Genomic DNA, 23417 nt, shown 5'->3' with positions numbered 1-23417 from the left:
CTGGGCGCCGCGTTGCTGTGTTTGGGTGAATCAGGCGCCCTTGGCCGATGGCAGCTTGGAGACAAGCCGCAGGGAAACGGTCAGGCCTTCGAGCTGGTAGTGCGGGCGCAGGAAGAACTTGGAGTTGTAGTAACCCGGATTACCTTCCACTTCCTCCACCACCACTTCGGCTGCCGCCAGCGGGTGCTGGGCCTTGGTGGTTTCGGTTGAGTGCGCCGGGTCGCCGTCGACGTAGTTGAGAATCCAGTCCTGCAGCCAGCGCTGCATCTCGTCCTTCTCTTTGAAGGAGCCGACCTTGTCGCGCACGATGCACTTCAGGTAATGGGCGAAGCGGCAGGTGGCGAACAGGTACGGCAAACGTGCGGCCAGGTTGGCATTGGCGGTGGCATCGGGGTCGTCGTACTCGGCCGGCTTCTGCAGCGACTGGGCGCCGATGAAGGCAGCGAAGTCGGTGTTCTTCTTGTGCAGCAGCGGCATGAAGCCATTCTTGGCCAGTTCGGCTTCACGACGATCGGAAATGGCGATCTCGGTCGGGCACTTCATGTCCACGCCGCCGTCATCGGTGGGGAAGGTATGCGCCGGCAGGTTCTGCACTTCGCCACCCGACTCCACACCACGGATGCGCGAGCACCAGCCGTAATACTTGAACGAGCGATTGATGTTCACCGCCATGGCATAGGCGGCGTTGGCCCAGGTGTACTTGCTGCTGTCGGCGCCGTCGGTGTTTTCCTCGAAGGCGAACGCCTCCACCGGATCGGTCTTGGCGCCGTAAGGCAGGCGCGCCAGGAACCGCGGCATGGTCAGGCCGATGTAGCGCGAATCCTCGGACTCGCGCAGCGAGCGCCAGCCGGCGTACTCGGGGGTGGTGAAGATCTTGGTCAGGTCACGCGGGTTCGACAGTTCCTGCCACGAGCCCATGCCCATGACGGTTGGCGAGGCGGCAGCAATGAACGGCGCGTGCATGGCCGCGCAGACCTTGGACAGCTCGCCCAGCAGTTCGACGTCGGGCGGCGACTGGTCGAAGTAGTAGTCGCCCACCAGGCAGCCGTACGGCTCGCCGCCGAACTGGCCGTACTCTTCCTCGTACATCTTCTTGAAGATGGGGCTCTGGTCCCAGGCCGTGCCCTTGAATTTCTTCAGGGTCTTGTGCAGTTCCGGCTTGGCGATGTTGAGCACGCGAATCTTCAGTTGCTCATCGGATTCGGTGTTGTTGACTAGGTAGTGCAGGCCACGCCAGGCGCTTTCCAGCTGCTGGAATTCGGGGTGGTGGATGACCTGGTTGACCTGGGCGGTGAGCTTGGCGTCGATGGCGGCGATGATCGATTCGATCGACTTGATGGCGTCGTTGGACACCAGGCTGGTCTGGGCCAGGGCTTGTTCGGCCAGGGTCCGTACCGCCGTCTCGACCGCTTCGCGGGCACGCTCGGTCTTGGGTTTGAACTCTTGCAGCAACAGGGAGGCGAACTCGTTGGCCTGCTCGGTCACCGCCGGTTGCGGCTGACTGTCTTTCATCAACTCGGACATGGGGATCTTCCTGATCAGGTGGTGGGCTCGGAGTCGCTTGGCTTCGGCGCGCTGGCCAGGGCGGCGAGCAGGGCGGGGTCCTGGATGGCCTTCATGATGGCTTCCTCGGCACCGCTTTTGCCGTCCATGTAGGTCAGCAGGTTGGCCAGCTGGGTGCGAGCCTCAAGAAGCTTGTTCAGGGCATCGACCTTGCGCGCCACGGCGGCCGGGCTGAAGTCGTCCATGCTTTCGAAGGTGATATCCAGGCTCAGGTTGCCTTCACCGGTCAGCTCGTTGGGCACGTGAAAGGCCACACGTGGCTTCATGGCCTTGAGCCGCGAGTCGAAGTTGTCGACGTCGATTTCCAGGAACTTGCGCTCGGCCACTGGTGCCAGCGGCTCCTCGGGCTTGCCGGCAAGGTCGGCCATGACACCCATGACGAAGGGCAGCTGGACTTTTTTCTCGGCACCGTACAACTCTACGTCGTACTCGATCTGCACACGAGGGGCGCGGTTGCGCGCGATGAACTTCTGGGAACTGGTAGTGGCCACGTTGCTCCTCCTTGTCGCCTGGGCGACGTGTTGAGGTCATGGCCTGCCTGGGCAGCCGGCCACTGACTGTACGACGGGGTCGCGACGCTATTCGGCGTCGGGACCACGCAAATTTTCGAATTGGGACATGCCGTCGGGGATCAGATTGCGCACGATCGCCGCAAAGTCCGCGCTGACCAATTGCCGGGCGCGGTTGAGCAGTACCGGCACGGGGCTGGAGGGCTCGTGGCGGGCGTAGTAATCGAGGATGCGCTGCAGGCTTTGCTGCACATCGTCACGGTTGTCGATCTGGCCGCTGCTGCGCGGCGGCGTGGGCAGGTGGTGAACCTGGGCGGGTTCTTCGCTGGCCACTGGCGGCGCGCTGTCATCGGCTTCGCCAGACTCCGCAGCACTGCCAAGGATCTGCCGGGCCAGCTTCAACGGGCGGTCCAGGGCGCTGAGGTCTACGCCCTGTGCAACGCCCAACTGGGCGGCCACCTGCTGCTCAATGCCCTGCAGGGCCTGGCGGGCTTCGTCCAGTGCCTGGCGGGTGGCTTCCAGCTGTTCGGGATCACTGTCCTGCAAGGCGCCGCGCAACTGATCGCCGCCCAGGCTCTCGCCTTGGAAATGCTGCAGACCGCTGGCATTGGCCGCTGCGCGCAGGCTGATGGCGCCGAATGCCCGTGAGCGGATCAGTGGCGTGTCACGCAGCAGGTTCAGGGTGGTTTCACTGGCCAGCCCTACCAGCGCATTGAGGCGCAGCGTGGGGTCGTTGTCATCGTCAGCGTCAAGCAACGGGTGCAACCCGGCCCAGTGATTTTCCAACAGGCGCTGCACCAGTGACAGCGTATCGGCCAGGCCGCGCAGCCCCTCGACGGCAAGCGCACCCTGCAGCAGAAAGTGGCAGATTCGCAAGTCTTTGCTGCGTTGCAGAAGTTGTTCGCTAAGCTGGCTTATCTCACGCCATTGCGGGGGCTCGGCGGCAAGTACCGCATCGCCCATGCTGCGTTCCGGCTGCCCGACAGCGGCCCGTTCCAAGTGCAGGAACTGCGGGTCGTATTCCAAGTCTTCGCCGCAAGGCAAATCCTCGGAAACAGGGGTGAGCAGGCAGGCAACATCCACCAAGATTTGATCTCCTTATCGCCCGCAGATGTACGGGACATGGCACGGAAGTTCCAGTATCGATTTCGAACTGTTCCACTGCCAAATGAACTCGACGATATCATCGAGCCACTACTCAATTGTAGAAAGTCCGACATTTTTGGTGTAGTTAATAGCCCTTGTCAAGGTAAGCTATGGCGCCTCGTTACTACCGGGTTGCCGGACAGCGAAGAGAAAGACGACTCAAAAATAGACAAAATTGGTCTGAATTCGCAGAAAATTGCGACTATTCAGCCATGAAATGCGCATCCACGCGATGGACGGATCTATAGCGCATGGCAGCAGGGAGCCAAAATGCCACTACGGTTAAGCATTACCAGTTATCACAAGATCACGCCCGGGCAATGTTCGGAAATGACCTTGGACAGTGGCGTCCTGAATATTGGCCGTGCTCAAAATAATGACTGGGTATTACCGGACCCTGAACGACTAATATCATCTAGCCACTGCACCATTCAGTCTCGGGATGGCACATACTTTCTAACTGATAACAGTACAAATGGGGTTGAGTTTGTAACTTCATCTATCCGTTTGCGCAGAGGAAATAGCGAGCGAATCAACGACGGAGAAGTTATCCGTATTGGTGATTACGAAATGCTCGCCACGCTCGATGACCGGCTGAAAATCGACGTCACAAATGCCACCCCAAGCAATGAGGCCGTCAGTTTCGAGGCACTGATGGGCGCGCAGGCGCAACCGGCACCAGCGGTTCGGGTGCCCCCGCAATTCGAGCATGCAGCGGCCAGTGACACCCTGCCCGACCTGTTTGATTTTCTGGCACCAGCGCCGGTTGCACCCGTGACGCAACCGGACCACGTGCCGGCCCAGCAGCATGATTTCCGGGCGCCGACGCCGCCGACTGCGCAACCGGCTGGCGATGCGCCTGCCCCGATGATTCCCGAGGACTGGGACTTGCCGGGCATAGCTCAGCCTGCCCTGCCTGCCCCCGTCGAAGCGCCCGCACCGGCGGCGTCTGCACCCGCGCCCACAGCCAATGACGATCTGATGCAGGCCTTCCTGCGCGGCGCTGGCCTTGACCACTTGCGCATCGACACCGCTCAGGCCGCCGCACAGATGGGAAGCCTGGGGCGCAGCTATCGCCTGATGGTCGAAGGGTTGATTGATGTGCTGCGTGCCCGCGCCAGCCTCAAGGGTGAGTTCCGCATGCAGCAGACGCTGATCCAGCCGCTGGAGAACAACCCGCTCAAATTCGCACCCAACGCCGACGAGGCGCTGTTGCTGTTGCTGCGCCACGGCAATCAGGCGTTCATGGCGCCCGATCAGGCCATCGCCGACAGTTTCGAGGACCTGCGCGCCCACCAGCTGGCGGTGATGGCCGGGGTGCAGGCCGCTATCGGGCACTTGCTCAAACGCTTCGAGCCTGCCGCCCTGGAGGCCCGCCTGGACAGCCCTGGTGGTTTGGCAGCGCTGCTGGCCGGGTCGCGGCAGGCGCGTTACTGGCAGCAATTCACCGAGCTTTACCAGCAAATCGCCAACGAAGCAGAGGACGACTTCCAGGACCTGTTCGGGCGCGAGTTCAGCCGCGCCTACGAGGAACACATCAGCCGGCTGCGGCGACCGTAAGCAACACCAGGAACACACGGATACGTAGTTGTCATTGAGGACAAAGGATGAGGATCAGCGCTTTTCTGGCCGTTGCAGCCACCCTGCTGCTGGCGGCCTGTGCCAAGGACCCGGCACCCGCCATCGCCGACAAGACCGCCGCGCCCCTGGTGCTGCACCTGCAATCCATCGCCGGCCTCAACCCCGGCGCTGATGGCCGGCCTGCGCCCGTGCGGGTGCGCCTGTACGAGCTGAAAAATGCCGCGGTGTTTGCCCGCGCCGACTATTTCGCCTTGGCCGATCACGCCCAGGCCACGCTGGGCGCCGACCTGCTGGATCAGGACGAAGTACTGGTGCAGCCCGGCGAGTACCGCCAAGTGGTGCGCCAGCTCAACCCGGCCACCCGTCAACTGGGCCTGGTGGTGGGTTACCGCGCCCTGGACCAGGCGCTGTGGCGCGACGTGATAACGGTGTCGCCCGGTGCAGGCGGCGAATTGCAGATCAGCCTTGACGTGAACGCGGTGCGTAGCGCAGCCGTCGTCGCCCCCTAGCCGGAGAATTACCCATGTCCTGGAATAATCGAGTGGTGTGGTCGGAGGGGATGTTCCTGCGCCCGCAGCATTTCCAGCAGCACGATCGCTACCTGGAAACCCTGATCGATGCCCGTAGCCGACCGTTCGTGGCCGGCAGCTGGGGCTTCTCCGAACTGCTGATCGACCAGGCCCTGCTGGGCCAAGGCAAGCTGGCGATCCTCAGCGCCCGCGGCCTGCTGCCCGATGGCACGCCGTTCAACATCCCGGCCGATGACCCGGCGCCACCGCCGCTGGACATCGATGAGCACCTGCGTGACGGCCTGGTGTACCTGGCGCTGCCGCTCAAGCGTGCAGGCGTGCGTGACACCGCCGAAGACGGCGAGCCGGTGGGCGCGGCACGTTACCAGAGCCAGGTGCGCGAAGTGCGCGACGACAACTCGCCCTTTGAGAACCGTGCCCCGGTAGCCGTGGGCAGCCGCGCCTTGCGCCTGCTGACACGCCAGGACGGGCTGGACGACCATGCCGCCATCGGCGTGGTACGGGTAGTTGAAAAGCGCCCGGACCGCGCCCTGGTGCTCGACGAGCGCTATGTCCCGCCCCTGCTCGACGTAGCCGCCAGCAATGTACTCAGCGGTTTTACCCGTGAACTGTTGGGCCTGCTGCACCAGCGCGCCGAAGCCCTGGCAGGCCGCGTGGTGGCCAGCAATGCAGGCGGCGCCTCCGAGATTGCCGACTTCATGCTGCTGCAGCTGGTCAACCGCGCCCAGCCGCTGATCGCCCACCTGGCCCGGCTAAGCCCGTTGCACCCTGAACGTCTGTTCAGCGAGCTGCTGAGTCTGGCCGGCGAGTTCGCCACCTTCGCCAGCGAAGCGCGGCGCCCGGATGACTTCCCGCTGTACCAGCATGACGAGCTGGCGCTGAGCTTCGAACCGGTGATGCAGGCCCTGCGCACTGCCCTCTCGATGCTGATGGACAGCAAGGCGACACCTATCCCGATTGTCGAAAAAGCCTACGGCGTGCACGTGGCCATGCTGGCCGACCGCACCCTGATCGACAACGCCAGCTTCATCCTGGTAGTGCGCGCCGACGTGCCGGGCGAGACCCTGCGCGGGCGTTTCGCCCAACAGAGCAAGGTGGGCTCGGTGGAGCACATTCGCGACCTGGTCAACCTGCAACTGCCAGGCATTGGCCTGCTGCCGCTACCCGTGGCCCCTCGCCAGTTGCCCTACCACGCCGGTTCCACCTACTACGAACTGGACCGTGGCAGCGAGCACTGGCAGAAACTGCGCCAGTCAGGTGGCTTCGCCTTCCATATCGCCGGCCAGTTCCCCGGGCTGGACCTGGCGTTCTGGGCGATTCGAGGGTAAGCGGCCATGCATGACGATCGCACCATGATCATGCCGCGCCCCGGTGGCCGCGGCGCGCCGACCGACAATCCGGAACCGCCGGCGCTGCAAATGCCCAGCGCACCAGTGCTCAATGCCCAGGCGCAGGGCCTCAACCCGCTGGAGCAGGCAGCCGGCCCGTTGCTGGCGCTGCTGACCCGCCTGCGCAGCACCCTTGCCCACCCGGCACCCGCCAGCCTGCGGGCGCAGTTATTGACCTGCCTGCGCCAGTTCGAGGAACGTGCGCAGGCAGCCGGCGTGCCGCGTAACGACGTGCTACTGGCGCGCTATGTGCTATGCACCGCACTGGACGAGGCCGTATTGAGCACGCCATGGGGCAGCGCCAGCGACTGGGGCAAGCAAAGCCTGCTGATTACCGTGCACAACGAAGCCTGGGGCGGCGAGAAGGTGTTCCAGTTGCTGGACCACTGCCTGCAAAGCCCCCGCGAACGCCTCGATCTGCTGGAGTTGCTGTACCTGTGCCTGTGCCTGGGTTTCGAAGGCCGCTACCGCGTGCTGCCCGATGGCCGTAGCCAACTGGATGCCCTGCGCGAACGTACCAGCGCCGCCATCCGCACGGCCCGCGGCGAACATGAGCGCGAACTGTCGCCGCACTGGCGCGGCACACCCGTGACGCGCGTTCGCCTGGCGCAGTTCATGCCGCCCTGGGTAGGGCTGGCGATTGCCGCAGCCTTGCTGCTGCTGTTGCTGGTGGGCCTGCGCCTGAAGCTGGCCGCGGACGCAGAGCCGGTGTTCCGGCATATCCACGCCCTGGGCGAAATTCCCGTGCAAGCCATCGACCGCCCGGCACAGCAGCCAAGGATCATTGAACGACCGCGATTGGCCGGTTTCCTGGCCGATGACGTTCGCGCTGGCCGCGTGGCCGTCGAGGATGCCGTCGACCGTTCCATCGTCACCATTCGCGGTGACGAGCTGTTCCCGTCCGCCAGCGCCAGCATCAAGGACGATTTCCAGCCACTGATGCTGCGTATTGCCGAAGCCATCGGCAAGGTCAAGGGCCGTGTGCTGGTGACCGGCCACAGCGACAACCGGCCCATCGCCACGCTGCGTTTCCCGTCCAACTGGAAGCTGTCCCAGGCCCGTGCCGAGGAAGTGCGGCAGCTGTTGGCTGCGCGTACCGGTCAGGCCGAGCGCTTCAGCGCCGAAGGCCGCAGCGATACCGAGCCGCTGGCGTCCAACGCCACCGCCGAAGGCCGTGCGCGCAATCGCCGGGTTGAAATCACTGTGTTTGCGGAGGGGGTCGAGTGAAGGCCGTGCTTGCGTTTGTAGTGCGCTGGGTGATCCCGGTGCTGGGCCTGCTCGCCTTGAGCCTGGTGATTTGGTTCGTTGGGCCGCTGCTGGATTGGCTGGTGCCCGAGGGCCGGCGTTGGGCGCTGATCGCCCTGCTGTTTGCAGCATGGCTGGCCTACCGCGTGTGGCGCATTGTGCAGGCACACCGTCAGGCGGCGAACGTGCTGGCCAGCCTGGCCGCAGATACCCCGCCGGACCCGGCCAGCGTGGCCACCGCCGAGGAGCTCGCCACCCTCAAGGCACGCATGGCCGAAGCCCTGGCACTGCTGAAGAAGGTGAGCCTTGGCGGTGACGAAAAGCGCAGCCTGTACGAGCTCCCCTGGTATGTGATTATTGGCCCGCCCGGTTCGGGCAAGACCACAGCGCTGCTCAACTCCGGTCTGAATTTCCCCCTGGCCGCGCACATGGGTGCAGGCGCCGTGCAGGGCGTGGGCGGAACGCGCAACTGCGATTGGTGGTTCACCGACCAGGCCGTGCTGCTGGACACCGCTGGCCGCTACACCACCCAGGACAGCCACGCCAGTGTCGACAAGGCAGCCTGGCTGGGTTTCCTCGACCTGCTGAAAACCCAACGCCCCCGGCGGCCGGTGGACGGGGCTTTCGTTGCCATCAGCCTGTCTGACTTGCTGATGGCCAGCGAAGCCGAACGCGCCGCCCATGCCGCCGCTATTCGTACTCGTATTCAAGAGCTGTACACCCGGTTAGGGGTACGCCTGCCGATCTACCTGACGCTGACCAAGCTTGACCTGGTACCCGGCTTCATGGAGTTCTTCGACAACCTGAGCAAGGAAGAACGGACCCAGGTGTGGGGCACCACCTTCGCGCTGGACGATGGCAATCAGGGTGATGGCCCCCTGGCCAACCTGGACCGCGAGTTTGAGGCACTGGAGTTGCGCCTCAACCAGCGCCTGGTTGAACGCCTGCAACAGGAGCGCGACCCGGCGCGGCGCGATCTGATCTACGGTTTCCCGCAACAACTCGGCGCCCTGAAAGAAACCCTCAATGGCTTCCTTCAAGCGGTGTTCCGCCCCAACCCTTATGAGCAGCGTGCCCTGCTGCGTGGCGTGTATTTCACCAGCGGCACCCAGGAAGGCAGCCCCATCGACCGCCTGATCGGCGCCATGGCGCAAAGCATGAACCTGGACCGCCAACACCTGGCGCGGCAAACCGGTACCGGGCGCAGTTATTTCATCCAGCGCCTATTCACCGATGTTGCCTTCGCCGAGCGCGGCCTGGTGGGCACCAACCCGGCCGTGGAGCGCCGGCGCAAATGGCTGGCGGCCGGCGCCCTGGCCGCCAGCGTGGCGTTGCTGCTGATTGTGGGCGGGCTGTGGATTGCCAGCTACCGCGCCAATGAGGCCTACATTGCCCAGGTCGATCAGCGCGTCGAACCCCTCGGCCAGGCCGTGCAGGCGCTCACGCCCGCGCAGCGCGAGGTGCTGTCGGTGCTGCCGTTGCTCGACGCCACGCGCCATCTGGCCGATGACCCGCCCCATTGGGCGCAGGGCCTGGGCCTGTACCAGGGCGACATGCTGGAGAGCGAAGCGGGCAGCCTGTACCGCAAGCTGCTGGTGGCGGTATTCGCACCACGGTTGGTGAGCCGCGTCGAGGAACAACTGCGTGGCGGCGGCAACTCCGATTTCCGTTACGAAGGCCTCAAGGCCTATCTGATGCTGGCTGACCACGACCACTATGATCCCGCCTTCATCAAGGCCTGGATCAGCCTGGACTGGGAGCAGCACCTGCCCCGCGACCTGGCCCCCGACCAGCGCCAGGCGCTCAACGAGCACTTGCAGGCCCTGTTCGAACGCCAACCGCCCGCCGCCCGACTGGATGAACGCCTGATCGATGATCAACGCCGACAGTTGCAGCAGGTTCCGGTGGCACAACGCGTCTACGACCGGGTCAAACGCCAGAAACTGCCAGCCGGTGTCAGTGACTTCCGCATCAGCGACGCTGCCGGCCGCGATGCCGCACTGGTCATGGTGCGCAAGAGCGGCAAGGCATTGGGCGATCCGCTGAGTGGCTTCTTTACTGCCAAGGGCTATCAGCAGGCGTTCCTGCTGGGCAGCCTCAGCCAATCCACTGCCCTGGCCGAAGAGCAATGGGTACTGGGCCTGGATCAGGCACAGCAGCAGGACGCCGTGGCGCTGGCTGCCGAAGTGCGGCGCCTGTACTGGCAGGACTATATCCGCCAATGGGATGCGCTGCTGGCCGACATCGACTTCGTGCCGATCACCAACACTGCCCAGGCTGCTGATGTGCTGCGGGTCATCTCCGGCCCGACGTCGCCCTTGAAAAAGCTGCTGCAGGCCGTGGCGCGTGAGACCGATCTGGCGCACCTCGACAAGGCGTTGGCTGCCCAAGTGGCGCCGGTGGAAAACAACGTCGACAAGCTGAAGCAGAAACTCGGTTCGCTGGTGGGGCAGGCGCCTGCCGCCGCACCCCGGGCGCAAGACCTGGATGATCCGGTGACCGTGCATTTCGCCGACCTCAATGCGCTGGTGGGCAAGAGTGACGGCGACCCTGCAGCCATCGACGGCCTGCTTGCCGACCTCAACGCCTTATACGTGCAGATCAGCGCCATGGTCGGCGCCAGCGGCGATGCACTGCTGGGCGAAGCCAAGAACCAGGCCAGCGCAGCCGCCGCACGGGTCAGCCTGACTGCCGAGCGCCAACCGCCAGTGGTCCAGGGGCTGGTCAAATCGGTGGTCAGCGCCACCACCAACAGCATGATGGGCGGCGTGCGCAATCAGCTCAACGCGGCCTGGCTGAGCGAGGTGGTGAACGTCTACCGCCAGTCGCTGGCCGGGCGCTACCCGCTGGTGTCGGGCAGCAATCGCGATGCGACGCTGGATGACTTCGGTCAGTTCTTCGGCGTGGGCGGCGTGATGGACAGCTACTTCCGCAAGTACCTGCAACCCTACGTGGACACGTCGGCAGCCACCTGGCGCTGGCAACCGGGCGCAGCACAGGGCCTGGGCATCACCCCGGCGATATTGCAGACCTTCCAGCGCGCCGCTTCGATTCGCGATGCCTACTTCCGCGCCGGCGGTACCCAGCCGGTGGTGCGCTTCGAGCTCAAGCCAGTGGCCATGGACAGCAGCGTCACCCAGTTCAACCTGGACCTGGACGGTCAACAGATCAGCTACGACCACGGACCCAGCCGCCCGGTAGCGCTGCAATGGCCCAACCCCAACAGCGTTGGCGTGGTACGCATGGCCATCGAGCCGCCTGCCGCCAGTGGCCGTTCGGGCATGACGCTGGATGGCCCCTGGGCCTGGTTCCGCCTGCTGCAGCAGTCCGACCTGAGCAACGCCGGCTCGCCCGACCGCTTCACCCTGCGCCTGCGCGTCGACGGCGCCAGCATCTCCTACGAACTGCGCGCCAACAGTGCCTTCAACCCGTTCAACAACCGCCTGGTCGCAGGTTTCAGCCTGCCGGAGCGGCTATGAGTCAGGTAGGTTTTTACGGCAAGCTGGCCAGTCGCGGCGATTTCGTCAGCCGCGACCTGCCGCCAACCTTCATTCAGCCTTGGGACACGTGGTTGGCCGCAGGTTTGCGCGCCAGTCATGAACAACTGGGCCCAGCCTGGCTGGACGCTTACCTGATCAGCCCGCTGTGGCGTTTCTTGCTGGCACCCGGCGTGTGCGGCAGCCAGGCGATGGCGGGCGTGTTGATGCCCAGCGTCGATCGCGTGGGCCGCTACTTCCCCCTGACCGTGGCCGTCACACTGCCGCAAGGCTGCGATCTGACCAGCGTGGTAGGCGGGCCGCAGGACTGGTTCGAGCGTGTTGAAGACGCGTTGCTGGCGACCCTGGAGCCTCAGGCCGACCTGCCCCACTTCGAGAACGCCCTGGCCGCCCTGCCCGGCCTGGCCACGGCAGCAGCCCTGCCCGACGACGATTTCGCTGGCCTGCAACGCAGCTACGCCGACACGCCCCAGGCCCGTCAGGCAGCGCTGGGCCGTTGGGCCTGCGCCGACGCCAGTCTGTGGTGGGGCAATGGCTCGCAGCGGGTGGCCTCCGGCCTGCTGCGCTGCAGCGGCATGCCCGGCAGCGACGTGTTCACCCGCTTCCTGCAAAGCCAGGGAGGGCCGCTGTAATGGCCGCCGCTCCCGTGCGCAACCTGCACAGCGCCAGCCACAGCCATGTGGGCATGGTGCGCCAGATCAACGAAGACGCGTGCCTGGACCTGCCCGACAGCGGCCTGTGGGCAGTGGCAGACGGCATGGGCGGGCACGCTGCGGGCGACTACGTCAGCAGCCTGATTGTCGATGCACTGCGCCGTATCCCAGGCAGCCCGTCGCTGCCGGCGTACAGCAATGCGCTGCGTCACGCCCTGGTCGAAGTGAATGCCCAGGTGCGCGACCAGGCGCAATTGCGAGGCGTAGCCATGATGGGCAGTACCGTGGTGGTGCTGGCGATGCGCGGCACCCAAGGCATGTGCCTGTGGGCCGGCGACAGTCGCCTGTACCGCCTGCGCGGCGGGCAGCTGACCGCCATTACGCGAGACCACAGCTACGTCCAGGAACTGGTGGACAGCGGCCTGCTCAACGAGGCCGAAGCGCGCCTGCACCCACGCTCCAACATCGTCACCCGCGCCGTGGGCGTGGCCAACCAGCTGGAACTGGACAGCGCGTTCCTGCACATCCTGCCCGAGGACACCTATCTGCTGTGCAGCGACGGTCTGAACAAGACTGCCGAAGACCATGAGATCCGCGATGTGCTGTGCCACAGCGATGCTTACACCGTGGTGCGCAGCCTGATCCACCTGGGCCTGACCCGTGGCGCCCCCGACAACATTACTGCCGTCGTCATCAAGGCCAGCTGAAGAACTTCGACCCCATGCACATCAACATCCCTGGCTACGACATCCACGACGAAATCGGCGAAGGCGCGATGGCCACCGTGTACCTGGCCACCCAGCGCTCGCTGGAGCGCAAGGTGGCGCTCAAGGTCATGGCCGCCGCCCTGGCGGCCGACGCCACCTTCTGCGAGCGTTTCCTGCGCGAAGGTCGCACCCTGGCCCGCCTGACGCATCCCAACACGGTCACCATCCACGACATCGGCAATGTCGGCGAGTTGTACTACATGGCCATGGAGTACCTGCCCAACGGTACCCTCAAGGAGCGCCTGGCCCAGGGCCTGAGCCCTGAGCAGGGGCTGGTGTACCTGCGCCAGATCGCCTCGGCGCTGGGCTATGCGCACGCCCAGGGGCTGGTGCATCGCGACGTGAAGCCGGCCAACATTCTGTTCCGTGCCGATGGTACGGCGGTGCTGTCGGACTTCGGCATCGCCAAGGCCTTGGACGATCGCACCCAGTTCACCCAGGCCGGTTTTGCCGTGGGCACGCCCAGCTACATGAGCCCCGAGCAGGCCCGTGGCCAGGAGATCGACGGCCGTGCCGACCTCTACGCCTTGGGTGTAGTGCTGTATGAACTGCTGGCCGGCAAGCTGCCCTACGTGGGTACGGATGCCCTGTCCACGGCGCTGGCCCATCTGACCCAGCCGCTGCCGGAGTTGCCAATCACCCAGGGGCGTTATCAGGCAATCCTGACGCGGTTGCTGGCCAAGGAGCCTGCTGACCGCTTCCCCGACGCCAAGGCGCTGCTCGATGCACTGGATGGCCTGGAGGCCGACAACGAGGCGACAGTTATCAGGCCGTTTGTGGCGCCCGTAGCACTGGCGGAAAAGGCGACAGCGCCTCAGATGCCGGTGAAGAAACGACCCGTGCTGGCACTCAGCGCATTGGCCGTGGCCGTGTTGCTGGCCATGGGCGGTGGCGGGTATGCGCTGCTGGCAGGTGGCAAGTCGGTGGCCAAACCTGCCCCCACAGCGCAGGCGCCAGCCATACCAGCTGTCGCAAACGTTGCCGCCGAACAGGATGGCGGCAGCCGGCCCCTGCTGATGCCCGGCAAGAAGACTCTGTTCCAGCGCGTGCTGAGTAAACCGGACGCCACGCTGGTCGACGCCGCAGGCGCCAAGACAGGCAAGCCGCTGCCGGCGTTTTCGGTGCTTTACGTGTACCAGCGCAAGACCGTGGACGGTGCCCAGTGGCTGCGCGTGGGCGCCGGCACGGCTGGCCACAGTGACGGCTGGTTGGCCGCCGATCAGGTCAGCGACTGGAAGCAGAGCCTGGTACTCAAGTTCACCGAGCGCTCGGGGCGTGCGCCGGTGATGTTTATGCACGATGCCACCAGCGTCGAGCGCCTGCTGGCCGACCCCGCCGCGGCGCACCGCGCACTCGACCAGGCGCGGGCCGGCCAGGGCGACGGCAAGCTGGTGATGGCCCTGGAGCCTGGCGCCAGCGCTATCCCGCAGGACAAGTTCTACCTGCTGCCGATCTTCGACGCCCGCGAGAGCTTCGACGAGAACGGCCAACCAGTGCAGTTACTCAATGTCGCCTCCATTGACCCGGGCAGCAGCGGCCAAGGCCCTGCCCCGGCAGCATCGACCGATGCCTTCCGCACAGCAGTGGTGCTGGTGGTGGATACCTCGGTGTCGATGCAGCCCTATATCGATCAGGTCACCGAGGTGGTGCATCAACTGCAAAGCCAGATTGCCCAGCGCGGCGAGTTGGATAACGTCAGCTTCGGCATGGTCGGTTTCCGCAACAATGTGCAGAAGACGCCTGGCCTGCAATACCTGACCAAGACGCTGATCCCGCTGGACCAGGGGCGCGACCCCGAACGGTTCCTGGAACTGGCCCGCCAGGTCAAGGCCACCGACGTGTCCAGCCAGTCCTTCAATGAAGACGCCTTTGCCGGGGTGATGCAGGCGGTACAGGGCATGGACTGGTCGCCCTACGGCGGGCGTCTGATCCTGCTGGTCAGCGATGCCGGCGCGCTGCGCAAGGCCGACCCACTGAGCAGCACGCACATGAACGAGGCAGAGGTACGCCAGGCCGCGCTGAACAAGCAGATCAAGATTTTCGCCCTGCACCTGCGCACCGAGGCCGGCAGGAAGAACCACGCCTCCGCGGAACAGCAGTACCGCGTGCTGACCGCCGACAGCAACCCGCAGATCGGCGACCTGTATGTGCCCATCCCCGGCGGCGACGTGCAGCGCTTTGGCGAACGTGTAGGTGAGATCGGCTCGGTGTTCGCGCAACTGGTCCACCAGGTGCGCACGGAGCAACCGTCAGTACCGCTACTGGCCAAGGCACCAAGCCTGAGTGACAAGTCGGCGGCCATCGGCTACGCCATGCACATGGATTTTCTGGGCCACCGCGCCGCCAACCGCGCGCCGCAACTGGTCAGTGCCTGGACGGCCGACCGCGACCTGACCAACCCTGCCCTGCCCGCCTTCCAGGTTTGCGTACTGCTGACCAAGTTGCAGCTCAACGACCTGCAGCAGTCGCTGAAGCTGATCGTTGACGCTGCGCGCAAGACACAGACATCACCCAAGGATTTCTTCCAGGAAATCGCCAGTGCCAGTGCCTACATGAGCCGCGACCCATCGGCATTGCGCAGCGGCGGTAACCTGGCCGAGGGCGGTGTGCTGGGCGAATACCTGCAGGGGCTGCCTTACCGCAGCAAGGCGCTGACCATGACCCAGGACCTGTGGCTGTCACTGTCGGTGGCCGAGCAGCAGGATTTCCTCGACGAGCTGGAATCGAAGATCCAGCTGTATGAAACCTTCCACAACGACTTGGCCAACTGGGTGCGCTTCGGCGACGCCGAGCCGGGTGATGCCCTCTACCGTGTTCCGTTGTCGACACTGCCATGATGCTGGACGTGCGCGAATTACGCATCACGCGGGGCCAAGGCGCCCAGCGTTACAGCCTGGAGGTGGAACGGCTGCAACTGGCTGCGGGGCAGCAGTACGCGCTGGTGGGTCCCAGCGGTTGTGGCAAGAGCACCCTGCTGGATGTGCTGGCATTGGTGGCCGCGCCGCAACAGGCCGCGCACTTTCACTTCTGCGGGGAAGATGTGATCAGCGCCTGGCGCGACAATCGCCAGGACTACCTGGCCGACCTGCGCAGCCGCCACCTGGGCTATGTACTGCAGACCGGCGGCCTGCTGGGGTTCACCACGGTGCGCGGCAATATCAACCTGCCGCGTGCGTTGTTGGGGCTGCCTGACGACGGCAGCGTGCAGCGCCTGGCCGAGCACCTGGGCATTGCCGGGCAGCTGGACAAGAAACCTGCCCAGCTGTCGGTGGGGCAACGCCAGCGCGCCGGTTGCGCCCGGGCGTTGGCCCATGGCCCACGGCTGTTGTTGGCCGATGAGCCGACCGCCGCACTGGACCCGATCAACGCCGAACGGGTTATGCAGCTGCTGTTGGCCCAGGCCATGGCGCAAGGCGCTGCCCGCCTGATCGCTACCCATGACCAGGAACTGGCCAGCCGCTGTGGCTTGCCGATGTTGCACCTGCGTTCGACCCCCGACAGCGATGGCGGCGTGACTGCCCGTCTGGTAGGCCCCTGATGCGTCTCACCGTGATTGCGGGGCTGGCCTGGGACGACTGGCGCGATGAGTGGCGGCTGTCGCTGTGTGCGGTCCTGGCGCTGGTGGCCGTGATCGCGCCTTTACTGCTGTTGTTCGGGCTCAAGTTCGGCCTGATTGGCGGTTTGAGCCAACGGTTGGAGCAAGACCCGACAGTACGCGAGATCATTCCCCTGGCGGGAGGGCGTTTTAACGCTGCGGATATCTCGGCATTGGCGGCGCGGCCTGACGTGGCCTTTGCGCTGCCTCGTACGCGGCAGATCGCGGCCACGGCGGACTTGCTGGACACACGGGGCAAACCGTTGGCAGTGGAAATGATCCCAACCGCTGCGGGCGATCCACTGCTTGGCGCGACCGCCGCGCCTGCTCGCTTGCAGGACGTAGTGCTGAGCCAGACTGCCGCGCAGAAGCTGGGCGCGCAGCCGGGGCAGGATATTGAGGCGCTGATTGGCCGCCAGGACGCCGGGCAGGTTCAGGTGAGACGCCTGACGGTGAAGGTGCAAGGCGTTCTGCCGATTGAAGCCTTCCCGCGCGATGCGCTGTTTGCCCCCTTGGCGTTGCTTGAAGCCGCCGAGGACTACCGGGACGGACGCCAGGTTGCCAGCCTGGGCTGGGCCGGGAGCGCACCGACACAGGCGCGCACCTACCCGGCATTCCGGTTGTACGCCCGCGGGCTGGCCGACGTGGAGCCGTTGCGGCAGTACTTCAGCCAGCATGGACTGGCCGTGGCCACCCAGGCGGCTGCGATCCAGCAGGTACAGACACTGAACAACAGCCTGACCACCGTGTTCTGGCTGATCGCCGGGTTGGCGTGTGCCGGCGCGTTCGCCGCCATCACCGCAGGCACCCTGGCGGCGGTGGAACGCAAGCAGCGGGCGCTGTCGGTACTGCGCCTGCTGGGCTTCAAGACCTCTGCGCTGTTGGCGTTCGTGCTGTGCCAGGCCCTGTATGGCGCCGTGTGCGCTGCCATGCTGGCGGCGCTTGTGTATGCGCTGGGGGCCTTGCTGCTGAATCGGATTTTCAACCAACTGGCCAGCCACCTGCTGCCCACTCACCTGGCCCTTGCCGTGCTGGCGATTGTGCTGGTCAGCCTGCTGGCGGCCACGGCCGGCGGCTGGCGGGTCACGCGCCTGCAGGCTGCCGAAGGAATTCGTGATGTTTAGACACTGGGCATGCGCTGCCTTGCTGGCCGCCAGTTCGCTGGTCGTGGCCGACGACAACAAGCTCGACAACCCCAAGCCGCTGGCCGATGACGTCAGCCTGCCGCTGCCATGCGATGGCGAGATGGTGTTCCGCTATGTCTACGTGCTGGCCAACGGGCCGCTGGACGATCGCGAGATCAACCTCGGCTACCCCTTCAGCGAGGGTGAGGCCGGGTATAAGCAGTCGTTCATTTCCGGCTACCGTCGCGACTACATCAACGGCCAGTTCACCCTCAATGACCTGGGCGCGGACTGGCGCAAGACACTGTCGCCCCTGCTGCCCAAGAGCGGCCCGGGCAACCCGCTCAAGCCGATGCTGTACTTCATTGGCAAGTATGAGGTCACCGCACGCCAGTACGCGCAGGTCATGGCGCAGGCGCAATCCCTGGCCAGCGGTGAGCCGGCCCCCGCCTGTGAAGCCGATGCAGCAATGACCGGGCGCTTGCCCAAGGTCAGCCTGTCGCACTTCGAGGCCGAGCGCTTTGCGGCGGTGTACAGCGCGTGGCTGATGAAGTACCACCGGGAGCTGCTGCCTGTCAGCGGCCGTGGTACCAGTGCCGAGGATGGCGGCCTGGGCTTCGTGCGGTTGCCCACGGAAGTCGAGTGGGAGTACGCGGCGCGCGGCGGCCAGGCGGTCAGCCGCCAGGAACTGGAGGGGCGTCTGTTCCCCCGGCATACCGAGGGTAGCGACGAAGATGCGCCGCTGGCCGATTACGCCGTGTTCAGCCAGGTGGCCGGCGGCACGGGACAAGGGGCACGGTTGATGCCCATTGGTACCAAGCTGCCTAATCCGATTGGCCTGTTTGATGTGATCGGAAATGCCGCCGAGATGGTCCAGGAGTCGTTCCAGCTGGTCAGCGCCGGACGTCGACAGGGCACCTACGGCGGTTTCGTGGTCAAGGGCGGCAACTACCTGGAAGGTGAAATGACCTTGTTCACGGGCATGCGCCGTGAGTACCCGCTGTTTGCCGCCGACGGCACCGAACAGCGCAACGAGACCACCGGTTTCCGCGTCGCCCTGGGCGCCCTGGCAGCCCCACGCTCGCGCTACAGCGAGCTATTCAATCAGTGGCAGAAGGAAGGCCGCCTGGCCTCCCTGACCGACGCCATCGATGACGCCCAGGACCCTACCAAGCGCCTGGACAGCATCATCGCCGCCAGTGTCGATCCGCGCCTGCAATCGGAGCTGGGGCTGGTCAACGAGGAGCTCAAGCGCAATGTTTCCCTGATTGCCAAGCAGCGCGAGGAAGCTGCCGGCAACCTGATCCAATCATCGGCGCTGGTGGCCGAGACCATCAATAACTACAACATTCGCCTCACCAACCTGCGCACTACGCGGGAAAAGGCCCTGGCCATGAAAGACCAGGCCAGCGCCGACCTGATCGGGTCGGCCATCGACAACGGCCGCAGCGCCCTGGATGGCGCCGTGGCGATCTACATCGACAACCTGGCAACCGGCACCCGTTATACCGACGCGGTGATCCAGGCGCAGTTTCAACGAGTCAAGGAAGAACTGGGGCGCAAGCCGGTACTGGGCAAGAGCCTGGTAGCGCGCGCCACATTGTTCGTCACCCACGTCGGCAATTACCGCAAGCAACAGCGGGCCGACCCAGAGGTGATTTTGAAGGAACTGCTCGCCCCGTCCGGGAAGAAGTAAACCTGGATGACGAGCGAGCGAGCAAGGGCGGGCAGCCATGGTGGCAGCCCAGCCAGGATAGATAAACCAAAGGAAGAGACACTTATCATGCGTTCGACCCTCAACACGTTCACGGCCGCCGGTGCGCGCCGCAGTGCCCTGCTGATCGCTACCAGCTTCACCCTGGTGCTGGGCGGCTGTGCCAGTGCACCGACCTCCAAAGTGGCCCAGACCACCAAGGTCGAGTTCTACCCGACCTGCTACGAGCCAGTAGAGCACTTGCGCAGCACCAATTCGGATGTCACCAAATCGGTCGCCACCGGCGCCGTGGTTGGCGGCTTGCTGGGCGGCGTTACGGGTGCCCTGGCCGGCGACAAGGAGAAGATGGGCCGTAATGCTGCCATTGGTCTTGCCGGCGGTGCCTTGGCGGGCGGAGCGGTAGGCTACTACACCGAGAAGCAGAAGCAGATTACCGATGACAAACAGCGCATTGGTTCCTATGCCTCTGACCTGGATGGCAGCACCCAGTCCCTGGATCGCAACATTGCCTACGCCAAGGCTTCCCAGACTTGCTACCAGGCTGAATTTGATCGCCTGATCTCGGCCCGCAAGGCCAAGACCATCAATGATGCTGAAGGCCGTCGCCGTTTGGCTGAAATCGTCTCGGGCCTGCGTGAGAGCAACCAACTGATCGTCGCCGCCAATGGCAAGGCCACCCAGGACGTCGACTCTTACTCCCAGGCGTATGAGAAGGATCTGCAGCAAGTAGGTGTGCAACGTCAGGACGTAGTGACTGTTGCTACCGCAGAGAGCACCTCGGTGAAGCCAACCAAGACCAAGGTCAAGGTGAAGAAGCCTGCCAACGTGCCGACTGAAGCGGTAAGCACCGAGAAGAGCCTGCAGAAGGCTCAGACCAAGCAGGTTGAAGCCAAGCAAGTGGCTGCCAACGGCCAGAGCCTGATGGCCAAGGTGTGCAGCAGCCCTGACATGGGTGACTGGGCGCCGGACAGCTGCAAGGCTTGATCTGAGGCTGGTTTGACCAACCCCTGGCTGCTTGCAGCCAGGGGTTTTTTATTGCCCTGTAGCCGCTGCCGCCAGGCTGCGCTGGCCCTAGCGTGCCCTGGAGATCTTTGGTGGGGGGTCGTTGTGGGACCGGGCGCAGCTCGGGAAGGGGCCAGCAGGGTAATCGAGTCGTTCGCTTCCCGAGCTTCGCCCGGTCCCACAGGGGCGGGGGGGGTATTTTCCAGGTGCTTAAACGACAAAACCCCCAGCTGCGTGGCAGCTGGGGGTTTCGGAATTCAATCTTGACGATGACCTACTCTCACATGGGGAAACCCCACACTACCATCGGCGATGCATCGTTTCACTGCTGAGTTCGGGATGGGATCAGGTGGTTCCAATGCTCTATGGTCGTCAAGAAACTCTGTGTGCCGATCCGTCACCGCGGTGACGTGCCAGCCGAAAATGTTGGAGCTTCTACTAAAGACAAAACCCCCACCTGCTTTCGCAAGTGGGGGTTTCGGAATTTAATCTTGACGATGACCTACTCTCACATGGGGAAACCCCACACTACCATCGGCGATGCATCGTTTCACTGCTGAGTTCGGGATGGGATCAGGTGGTTCCAATGCTCTATGGTCGTCAAGAAATTCTGTAGCCAGGATGCCCTTTGGGAGGCACTCCAGCGAATCGGGTATGTGATGGTATTTGTGAATCGCAAACTTTCGGTTCGTATCATCTTCACAACACCGCAATCTGGCTTCCGCTCAAATTGCTTGGGTGTTATATGGTCAAGCCTCACGGGCAATTAGTATTGGTTAGCTCAACGCCTCACAGCGCTTACACACCCAACCTATCAACGTCGTAGTCTTCGACGGCCCTTCAGGGAACTCAAGGTTCCAGTGAGATCTCATCTTGAGGCAAGTTTCCCGCTTAGATGCTTTCAGCGGTTATCTTTTCCGAACATAGCTACCCGGCAATGCCACTGGCGTGACAACCGGAACACCAGAGGTTCGTCCACTCCGGTCCTCTCGTACTAGGAGCAGCCCCTCTCAAATCTCAAACGTCCACGGCAGATAGGGACCGAACTGTCTCACGACGTTCTAAACCCAGCTCGCGTACCACTTTAAATGGCGAACAGCCATACCCTTGGGACCGGCTTCAGCCCCAGGATGTGATGAGCCGACATCGAGGTGCCAAACACCGCCGTCGATATGAACTCTTGGGCGGTATCAGCCTGTTATCCCCGGAGTACCTTTTATCCGTTGAGCGATGGCCCTTCCATACAGAACCACCGGATCACTAAGACCTACTTTCGTACCTGCTCGACGTGTCTGTCTCGCAGTCAAGCGCGCTTTTGCCTTTATACTCTACGACCGATTTCCGACCGGTCTGAGCGCACCTTCGTACTCCTCCGTTACTCTTTAGGAGGAGACCGCCCCAGTCAAACTACCCACCATACACTGTCCTCGATCCGGATAACGGACCTGAGTTAGAACCTCAAAGTTGCCAGGGTGGTATTTCAAGGATGGCTCCACGCGAACTGGCGTCCACGCTTCAAAGCCTCCCACCTATCCTACACAAGCAAATTCAAAGTCCAGTGCAAAGCTATAGTAAAGGTTCACGGGGTCTTTCCGTCTAGCCGCGGATACACTGCATCTTCACAGCGATTTCAATTTCACTGAGTCTCGGGTGGAGACAGCGCCGCCATCGTTACGCCATTCGTGCAGGTCGGAACTTACCCGACAAGGAATTTCGCTACCTTAGGACCGTTATAGTTACGGCCGCCGTTTACCGGGGCTTCGATCAAGAGCTTCGCGTTAGCTAACCCCATCAATTAACCTTCCGGCACCGGGCAGGCGTCACACCCTATACGTCCACTTTCGTGTTTGCAGAGTGCTGTGTTTTTAATAAACAGTCGCAGCGGCCTGGTATCTTCGACCGGCATGAGCTTACGGAGCAAGTCCTTCACCCTCACCGGCGCACCTTCTCCCGAAGTTACGGTGCCATTTTGCCTAGTTCCTTCACCCGAGTTCTCTCAAGCGCCTTGGTATTCTCTACCCAACCACCTGTGTCGGTTTGGGGTACGGTTCCTGGTTACCTGAAGCTTAGAAGCTTTTCTTGGAAGCATGGCATCAACCACTTCGTCGTCTAAAGACAACTCGTCATCAGCTCTCGGCCTTAGAATCCCGGATTTACCTAAGATTCCAGCCTACCACCTTAAACTTGGACAACCAACGCCAAGCTGGCCTAGCCTTCTCCGTCCCTCCATCGCAATAACCAGAAGTACAGGAATATTAACCTGTTTTCCATCGACTACGCTTTTCAGCCTCGCCTTAGGGACCGACTAACCCTGCGTCGATTAACGTTGCGCAGGAAACCTTGGTCTTTCGGCGTGGGTGTTTTTCACACCCATTGTCGTTACTCATGTCAGCATTCGCACTTCTGATACCTCCAGCAAGCTTCTCAACTCACCTTCACAGGCTTACAGAACGCTCCTCTACCGCATCACCAAAAGGTGATACCCGTAGCTTCGGTGCATGGTTTGAGCCCCGTTACATCTTCCGCGCAGGCCGACTCGACTAGTGAGCTATTACGCTTTCTTTAAAGGGTGGCTGCTTCTAAGCCAACCTCCTAGCTGTCTAAGCCTTCCCACATCGTTTCCCACTTAACCATGACTTTGGGACCTTAGCTGACGGTCTGGGTTGTTTCCCTTTTCACGACGGACGTTAGCACCCGCCGTGTGTCTCCCATGCTCGGCACTTGTAGGTATTCGGAGTTTGCATCGGTTTGGTAAGTCGGGATGACCCCCTAGCCGAAACAGTGCTCTACCCCCTACAGTGATACATGAGGCGCTACCTAAATAGCTTTCGAGGAGAACCAGCTATCTCCGAGCTTGATTAGCCTTTCACTCCGATCCACAGGTCATCCGCTAACTTTTCAACGGTAGTCGGTTCGGTCCTCCAGTTAGTGTTACCCAACCTTCAACCTGCCCATGGATAGATCGCCCGGTTTCGGGTCTATACCCAGCGACTAAACGCGCTATTAACACTCGCTTTCGCTACGCCTCCCCTATTCGGTTAAGCTCGCCACTGAATATAAGTCGCTGACCCATTATACAAAAGGTACGCAGTCACAGAACAAG

General features: G+C 63.3%; 15 protein-coding genes and 3 rRNA genes (1 of these 18 only partly in view). 12 read left to right on the top strand and 6 right to left on the bottom strand.

Annotated elements, in window-relative coordinates; genetic code table 11:
* Positions 1 to 30 precede the first annotated feature (30 nt).
* From tssC to tssA, 3 genes are all read right to left on the bottom strand, one after another.
* Positions 31 to 1524 (bottom strand): type VI secretion system contractile sheath large subunit, encoded by a 1494-nt coding sequence (gene tssC, locus ACZ9GA_RS29275; RefSeq protein ID WP_457358830.1) that lies wholly within the window; start codon positions 1522 to 1524, stop codon positions 31 to 33.
* A 14-nt stretch (positions 1525 to 1538) separates the two neighbouring features.
* Positions 1539 to 2054: a type VI secretion system contractile sheath small subunit gene (tssB, locus tag ACZ9GA_RS29270; RefSeq protein WP_027980003.1), complete on the bottom strand. Its 516-nt coding sequence runs from the start codon at positions 2052 to 2054 to the stop codon at positions 1539 to 1541.
* Between the two features lie 87 nt (positions 2055 to 2141).
* Complete coding sequence (tssA, locus tag ACZ9GA_RS29265) at positions 2142 to 3155, bottom strand: type VI secretion system protein TssA (protein ID WP_457363627.1); 1014 nt, start codon at positions 3153 to 3155, stop codon at positions 2142 to 2144.
* 333 nt (positions 3156 to 3488) lie between these two features.
* Here tssA and tagH point away from each other — a divergent pair, with 333 nt between their 5' ends.
* The 12 genes from tagH to tagQ all read left to right on the top strand — a co-directional run bounded on the left by tagH (position 3489) and on the right by tagQ (position 20296).
* Positions 3489 to 4778, top strand: coding sequence for a type VI secretion system-associated FHA domain protein TagH (gene tagH, locus ACZ9GA_RS29260; protein ID WP_457358832.1), 1290 nt, complete (start codon positions 3489 to 3491; stop codon positions 4776 to 4778).
* A gap of 47 nt (positions 4779 to 4825) precedes the next feature.
* Complete coding sequence (gene tssJ / locus ACZ9GA_RS29255) at positions 4826 to 5308, top strand: type VI secretion system lipoprotein TssJ (RefSeq protein WP_457358834.1); 483 nt, start codon at positions 4826 to 4828, stop codon at positions 5306 to 5308.
* Between the two features lie 14 nt (positions 5309 to 5322).
* A complete protein-coding gene (gene tssK, locus ACZ9GA_RS29250) occupies positions 5323 to 6657 on the top strand; it encodes a type VI secretion system baseplate subunit TssK (protein ID WP_457358836.1) in 1335 nt (444 codons plus the stop codon).
* A 6-nt stretch (positions 6658 to 6663) separates the two neighbouring features.
* The gene (locus ACZ9GA_RS29245; RefSeq protein WP_457358838.1) at positions 6664 to 7944 is read left to right on the top strand and encodes a DotU family type VI secretion system protein; all 1281 of its coding nucleotides are present in this window, start codon (positions 6664 to 6666) and stop codon (positions 7942 to 7944) included.
* Complete coding sequence (gene tssM, locus ACZ9GA_RS29240) at positions 7941 to 11441, top strand: type VI secretion system membrane subunit TssM (RefSeq protein WP_457358840.1); 3501 nt, start codon at positions 7941 to 7943, stop codon at positions 11439 to 11441. Before ACZ9GA_RS29245 ends, tssM begins: the two co-directional genes overlap by 4 nt.
* Complete coding sequence (gene tagF, locus ACZ9GA_RS29235) at positions 11438 to 12091, top strand: type VI secretion system-associated protein TagF (protein ID WP_457358841.1); 654 nt, start codon at positions 11438 to 11440, stop codon at positions 12089 to 12091. Before tssM ends, tagF begins: the two co-directional genes overlap by 4 nt.
* Positions 12091 to 12819 carry a PP2C family protein-serine/threonine phosphatase gene (locus ACZ9GA_RS29230; RefSeq protein ID WP_457358843.1) on the top strand — a complete coding sequence of 243 codons (729 nt, stop codon included), beginning with the start codon at positions 12091 to 12093 and terminating at the stop codon, positions 12817 to 12819. Before tagF ends, ACZ9GA_RS29230 begins: the two co-directional genes overlap by 1 nt.
* 14 nt (positions 12820 to 12833) lie before the next feature.
* Positions 12834 to 15716, top strand: a complete 2883-nt coding sequence (locus tag ACZ9GA_RS29225) for a serine/threonine-protein kinase (RefSeq protein ID WP_457358844.1) — start codon at positions 12834 to 12836, stop codon at positions 15714 to 15716.
* Positions 15716 to 16417: an ABC transporter ATP-binding protein gene (locus tag ACZ9GA_RS29220; RefSeq protein WP_457363628.1), complete on the top strand. Its 702-nt coding sequence runs from the start codon at positions 15716 to 15718 to the stop codon at positions 16415 to 16417. Before ACZ9GA_RS29225 ends, ACZ9GA_RS29220 begins: the two co-directional genes overlap by 1 nt.
* Complete coding sequence (locus ACZ9GA_RS29215) at positions 16417 to 17598, top strand: ABC transporter permease (protein ID WP_457358845.1); 1182 nt, start codon at positions 16417 to 16419, stop codon at positions 17596 to 17598. Before ACZ9GA_RS29220 ends, ACZ9GA_RS29215 begins: the two co-directional genes overlap by 1 nt.
* A complete protein-coding gene (locus ACZ9GA_RS29210) occupies positions 17591 to 19294 on the top strand; it encodes a formylglycine-generating enzyme family protein (RefSeq protein WP_457358847.1) in 1704 nt (567 codons plus the stop codon). Before ACZ9GA_RS29215 ends, ACZ9GA_RS29210 begins: the two co-directional genes overlap by 8 nt.
* Before the next feature lie 87 nt (positions 19295 to 19381).
* A complete protein-coding gene (tagQ, locus tag ACZ9GA_RS29205) occupies positions 19382 to 20296 on the top strand; it encodes a type VI secretion system-associated lipoprotein TagQ (RefSeq protein WP_457358849.1) in 915 nt (304 codons plus the stop codon).
* A 279-nt stretch (positions 20297 to 20575) separates the two neighbouring features.
* On the opposite strand, the gene rrf (ACZ9GA_RS29200) is transcribed toward tagQ, so the two are convergent.
* The 3 genes from rrf (ACZ9GA_RS29200) to ACZ9GA_RS29190 form a co-directional block, all read right to left on the bottom strand.
* Positions 20576 to 20691 (bottom strand): 5S ribosomal RNA (gene rrf / locus ACZ9GA_RS29200).
* Between the two features lie 112 nt (positions 20692 to 20803).
* A 5S ribosomal RNA gene (gene rrf, locus ACZ9GA_RS29195) occupies positions 20804 to 20919 on the bottom strand.
* A 140-nt stretch (positions 20920 to 21059) separates the two neighbouring features.
* Positions 21060 to 23417: ribosomal RNA gene (locus tag ACZ9GA_RS29190) — 23S ribosomal RNA — on the bottom strand (it continues 534 nt past the right edge of the window).

Source organism: Pseudomonas sp. TE3644 (assembly GCF_056278815.1).
Note: the sequence above shows the minus strand (reverse complement) of the source record. Positions and strands in the feature narration are given on the sequence as shown.

Excerpts from the sequence above, each read along its gene's own strand:
- tssC (WP_457358830.1), bottom strand. The coding sequence starts at position 1,524 with ATGTCCGAGTTGATGAAAGACAGTCAGCCGCAACCGGCGGTGACCGAG.
- tagH (WP_457358832.1), top strand. The coding sequence starts at position 3,489 with ATGCCACTACGGTTAAGCATTACCAGTTATCACAAGATCACGCCCGGG.
- tssJ (WP_457358834.1), top strand. The coding sequence starts at position 4,826 with ATGAGGATCAGCGCTTTTCTGGCCGTTGCAGCCACCCTGCTGCTGGCG.
- tssK (WP_457358836.1), top strand. The coding sequence starts at position 5,323 with ATGTCCTGGAATAATCGAGTGGTGTGGTCGGAGGGGATGTTCCTGCGC.
- ACZ9GA_RS29245 (WP_457358838.1), top strand. The coding sequence starts at position 6,664 with ATGCATGACGATCGCACCATGATCATGCCGCGCCCCGGTGGCCGCGGC.
- tagF (WP_457358841.1), top strand. The coding sequence starts at position 11,438 with ATGAGTCAGGTAGGTTTTTACGGCAAGCTGGCCAGTCGCGGCGATTTC.
- ACZ9GA_RS29230 (WP_457358843.1), top strand. The coding sequence starts at position 12,091 with ATGGCCGCCGCTCCCGTGCGCAACCTGCACAGCGCCAGCCACAGCCAT.
- ACZ9GA_RS29225 (WP_457358844.1), top strand. The coding sequence starts at position 12,834 with ATGCACATCAACATCCCTGGCTACGACATCCACGACGAAATCGGCGAA.
- ACZ9GA_RS29220 (WP_457363628.1), top strand. The coding sequence starts at position 15,716 with ATGCTGGACGTGCGCGAATTACGCATCACGCGGGGCCAAGGCGCCCAG.
- ACZ9GA_RS29215 (WP_457358845.1), top strand. The coding sequence starts at position 16,417 with ATGCGTCTCACCGTGATTGCGGGGCTGGCCTGGGACGACTGGCGCGAT.
- ACZ9GA_RS29210 (WP_457358847.1), top strand. The coding sequence starts at position 17,591 with ATGTTTAGACACTGGGCATGCGCTGCCTTGCTGGCCGCCAGTTCGCTG.
- tagQ (WP_457358849.1), top strand. The coding sequence starts at position 19,382 with ATGCGTTCGACCCTCAACACGTTCACGGCCGCCGGTGCGCGCCGCAGT.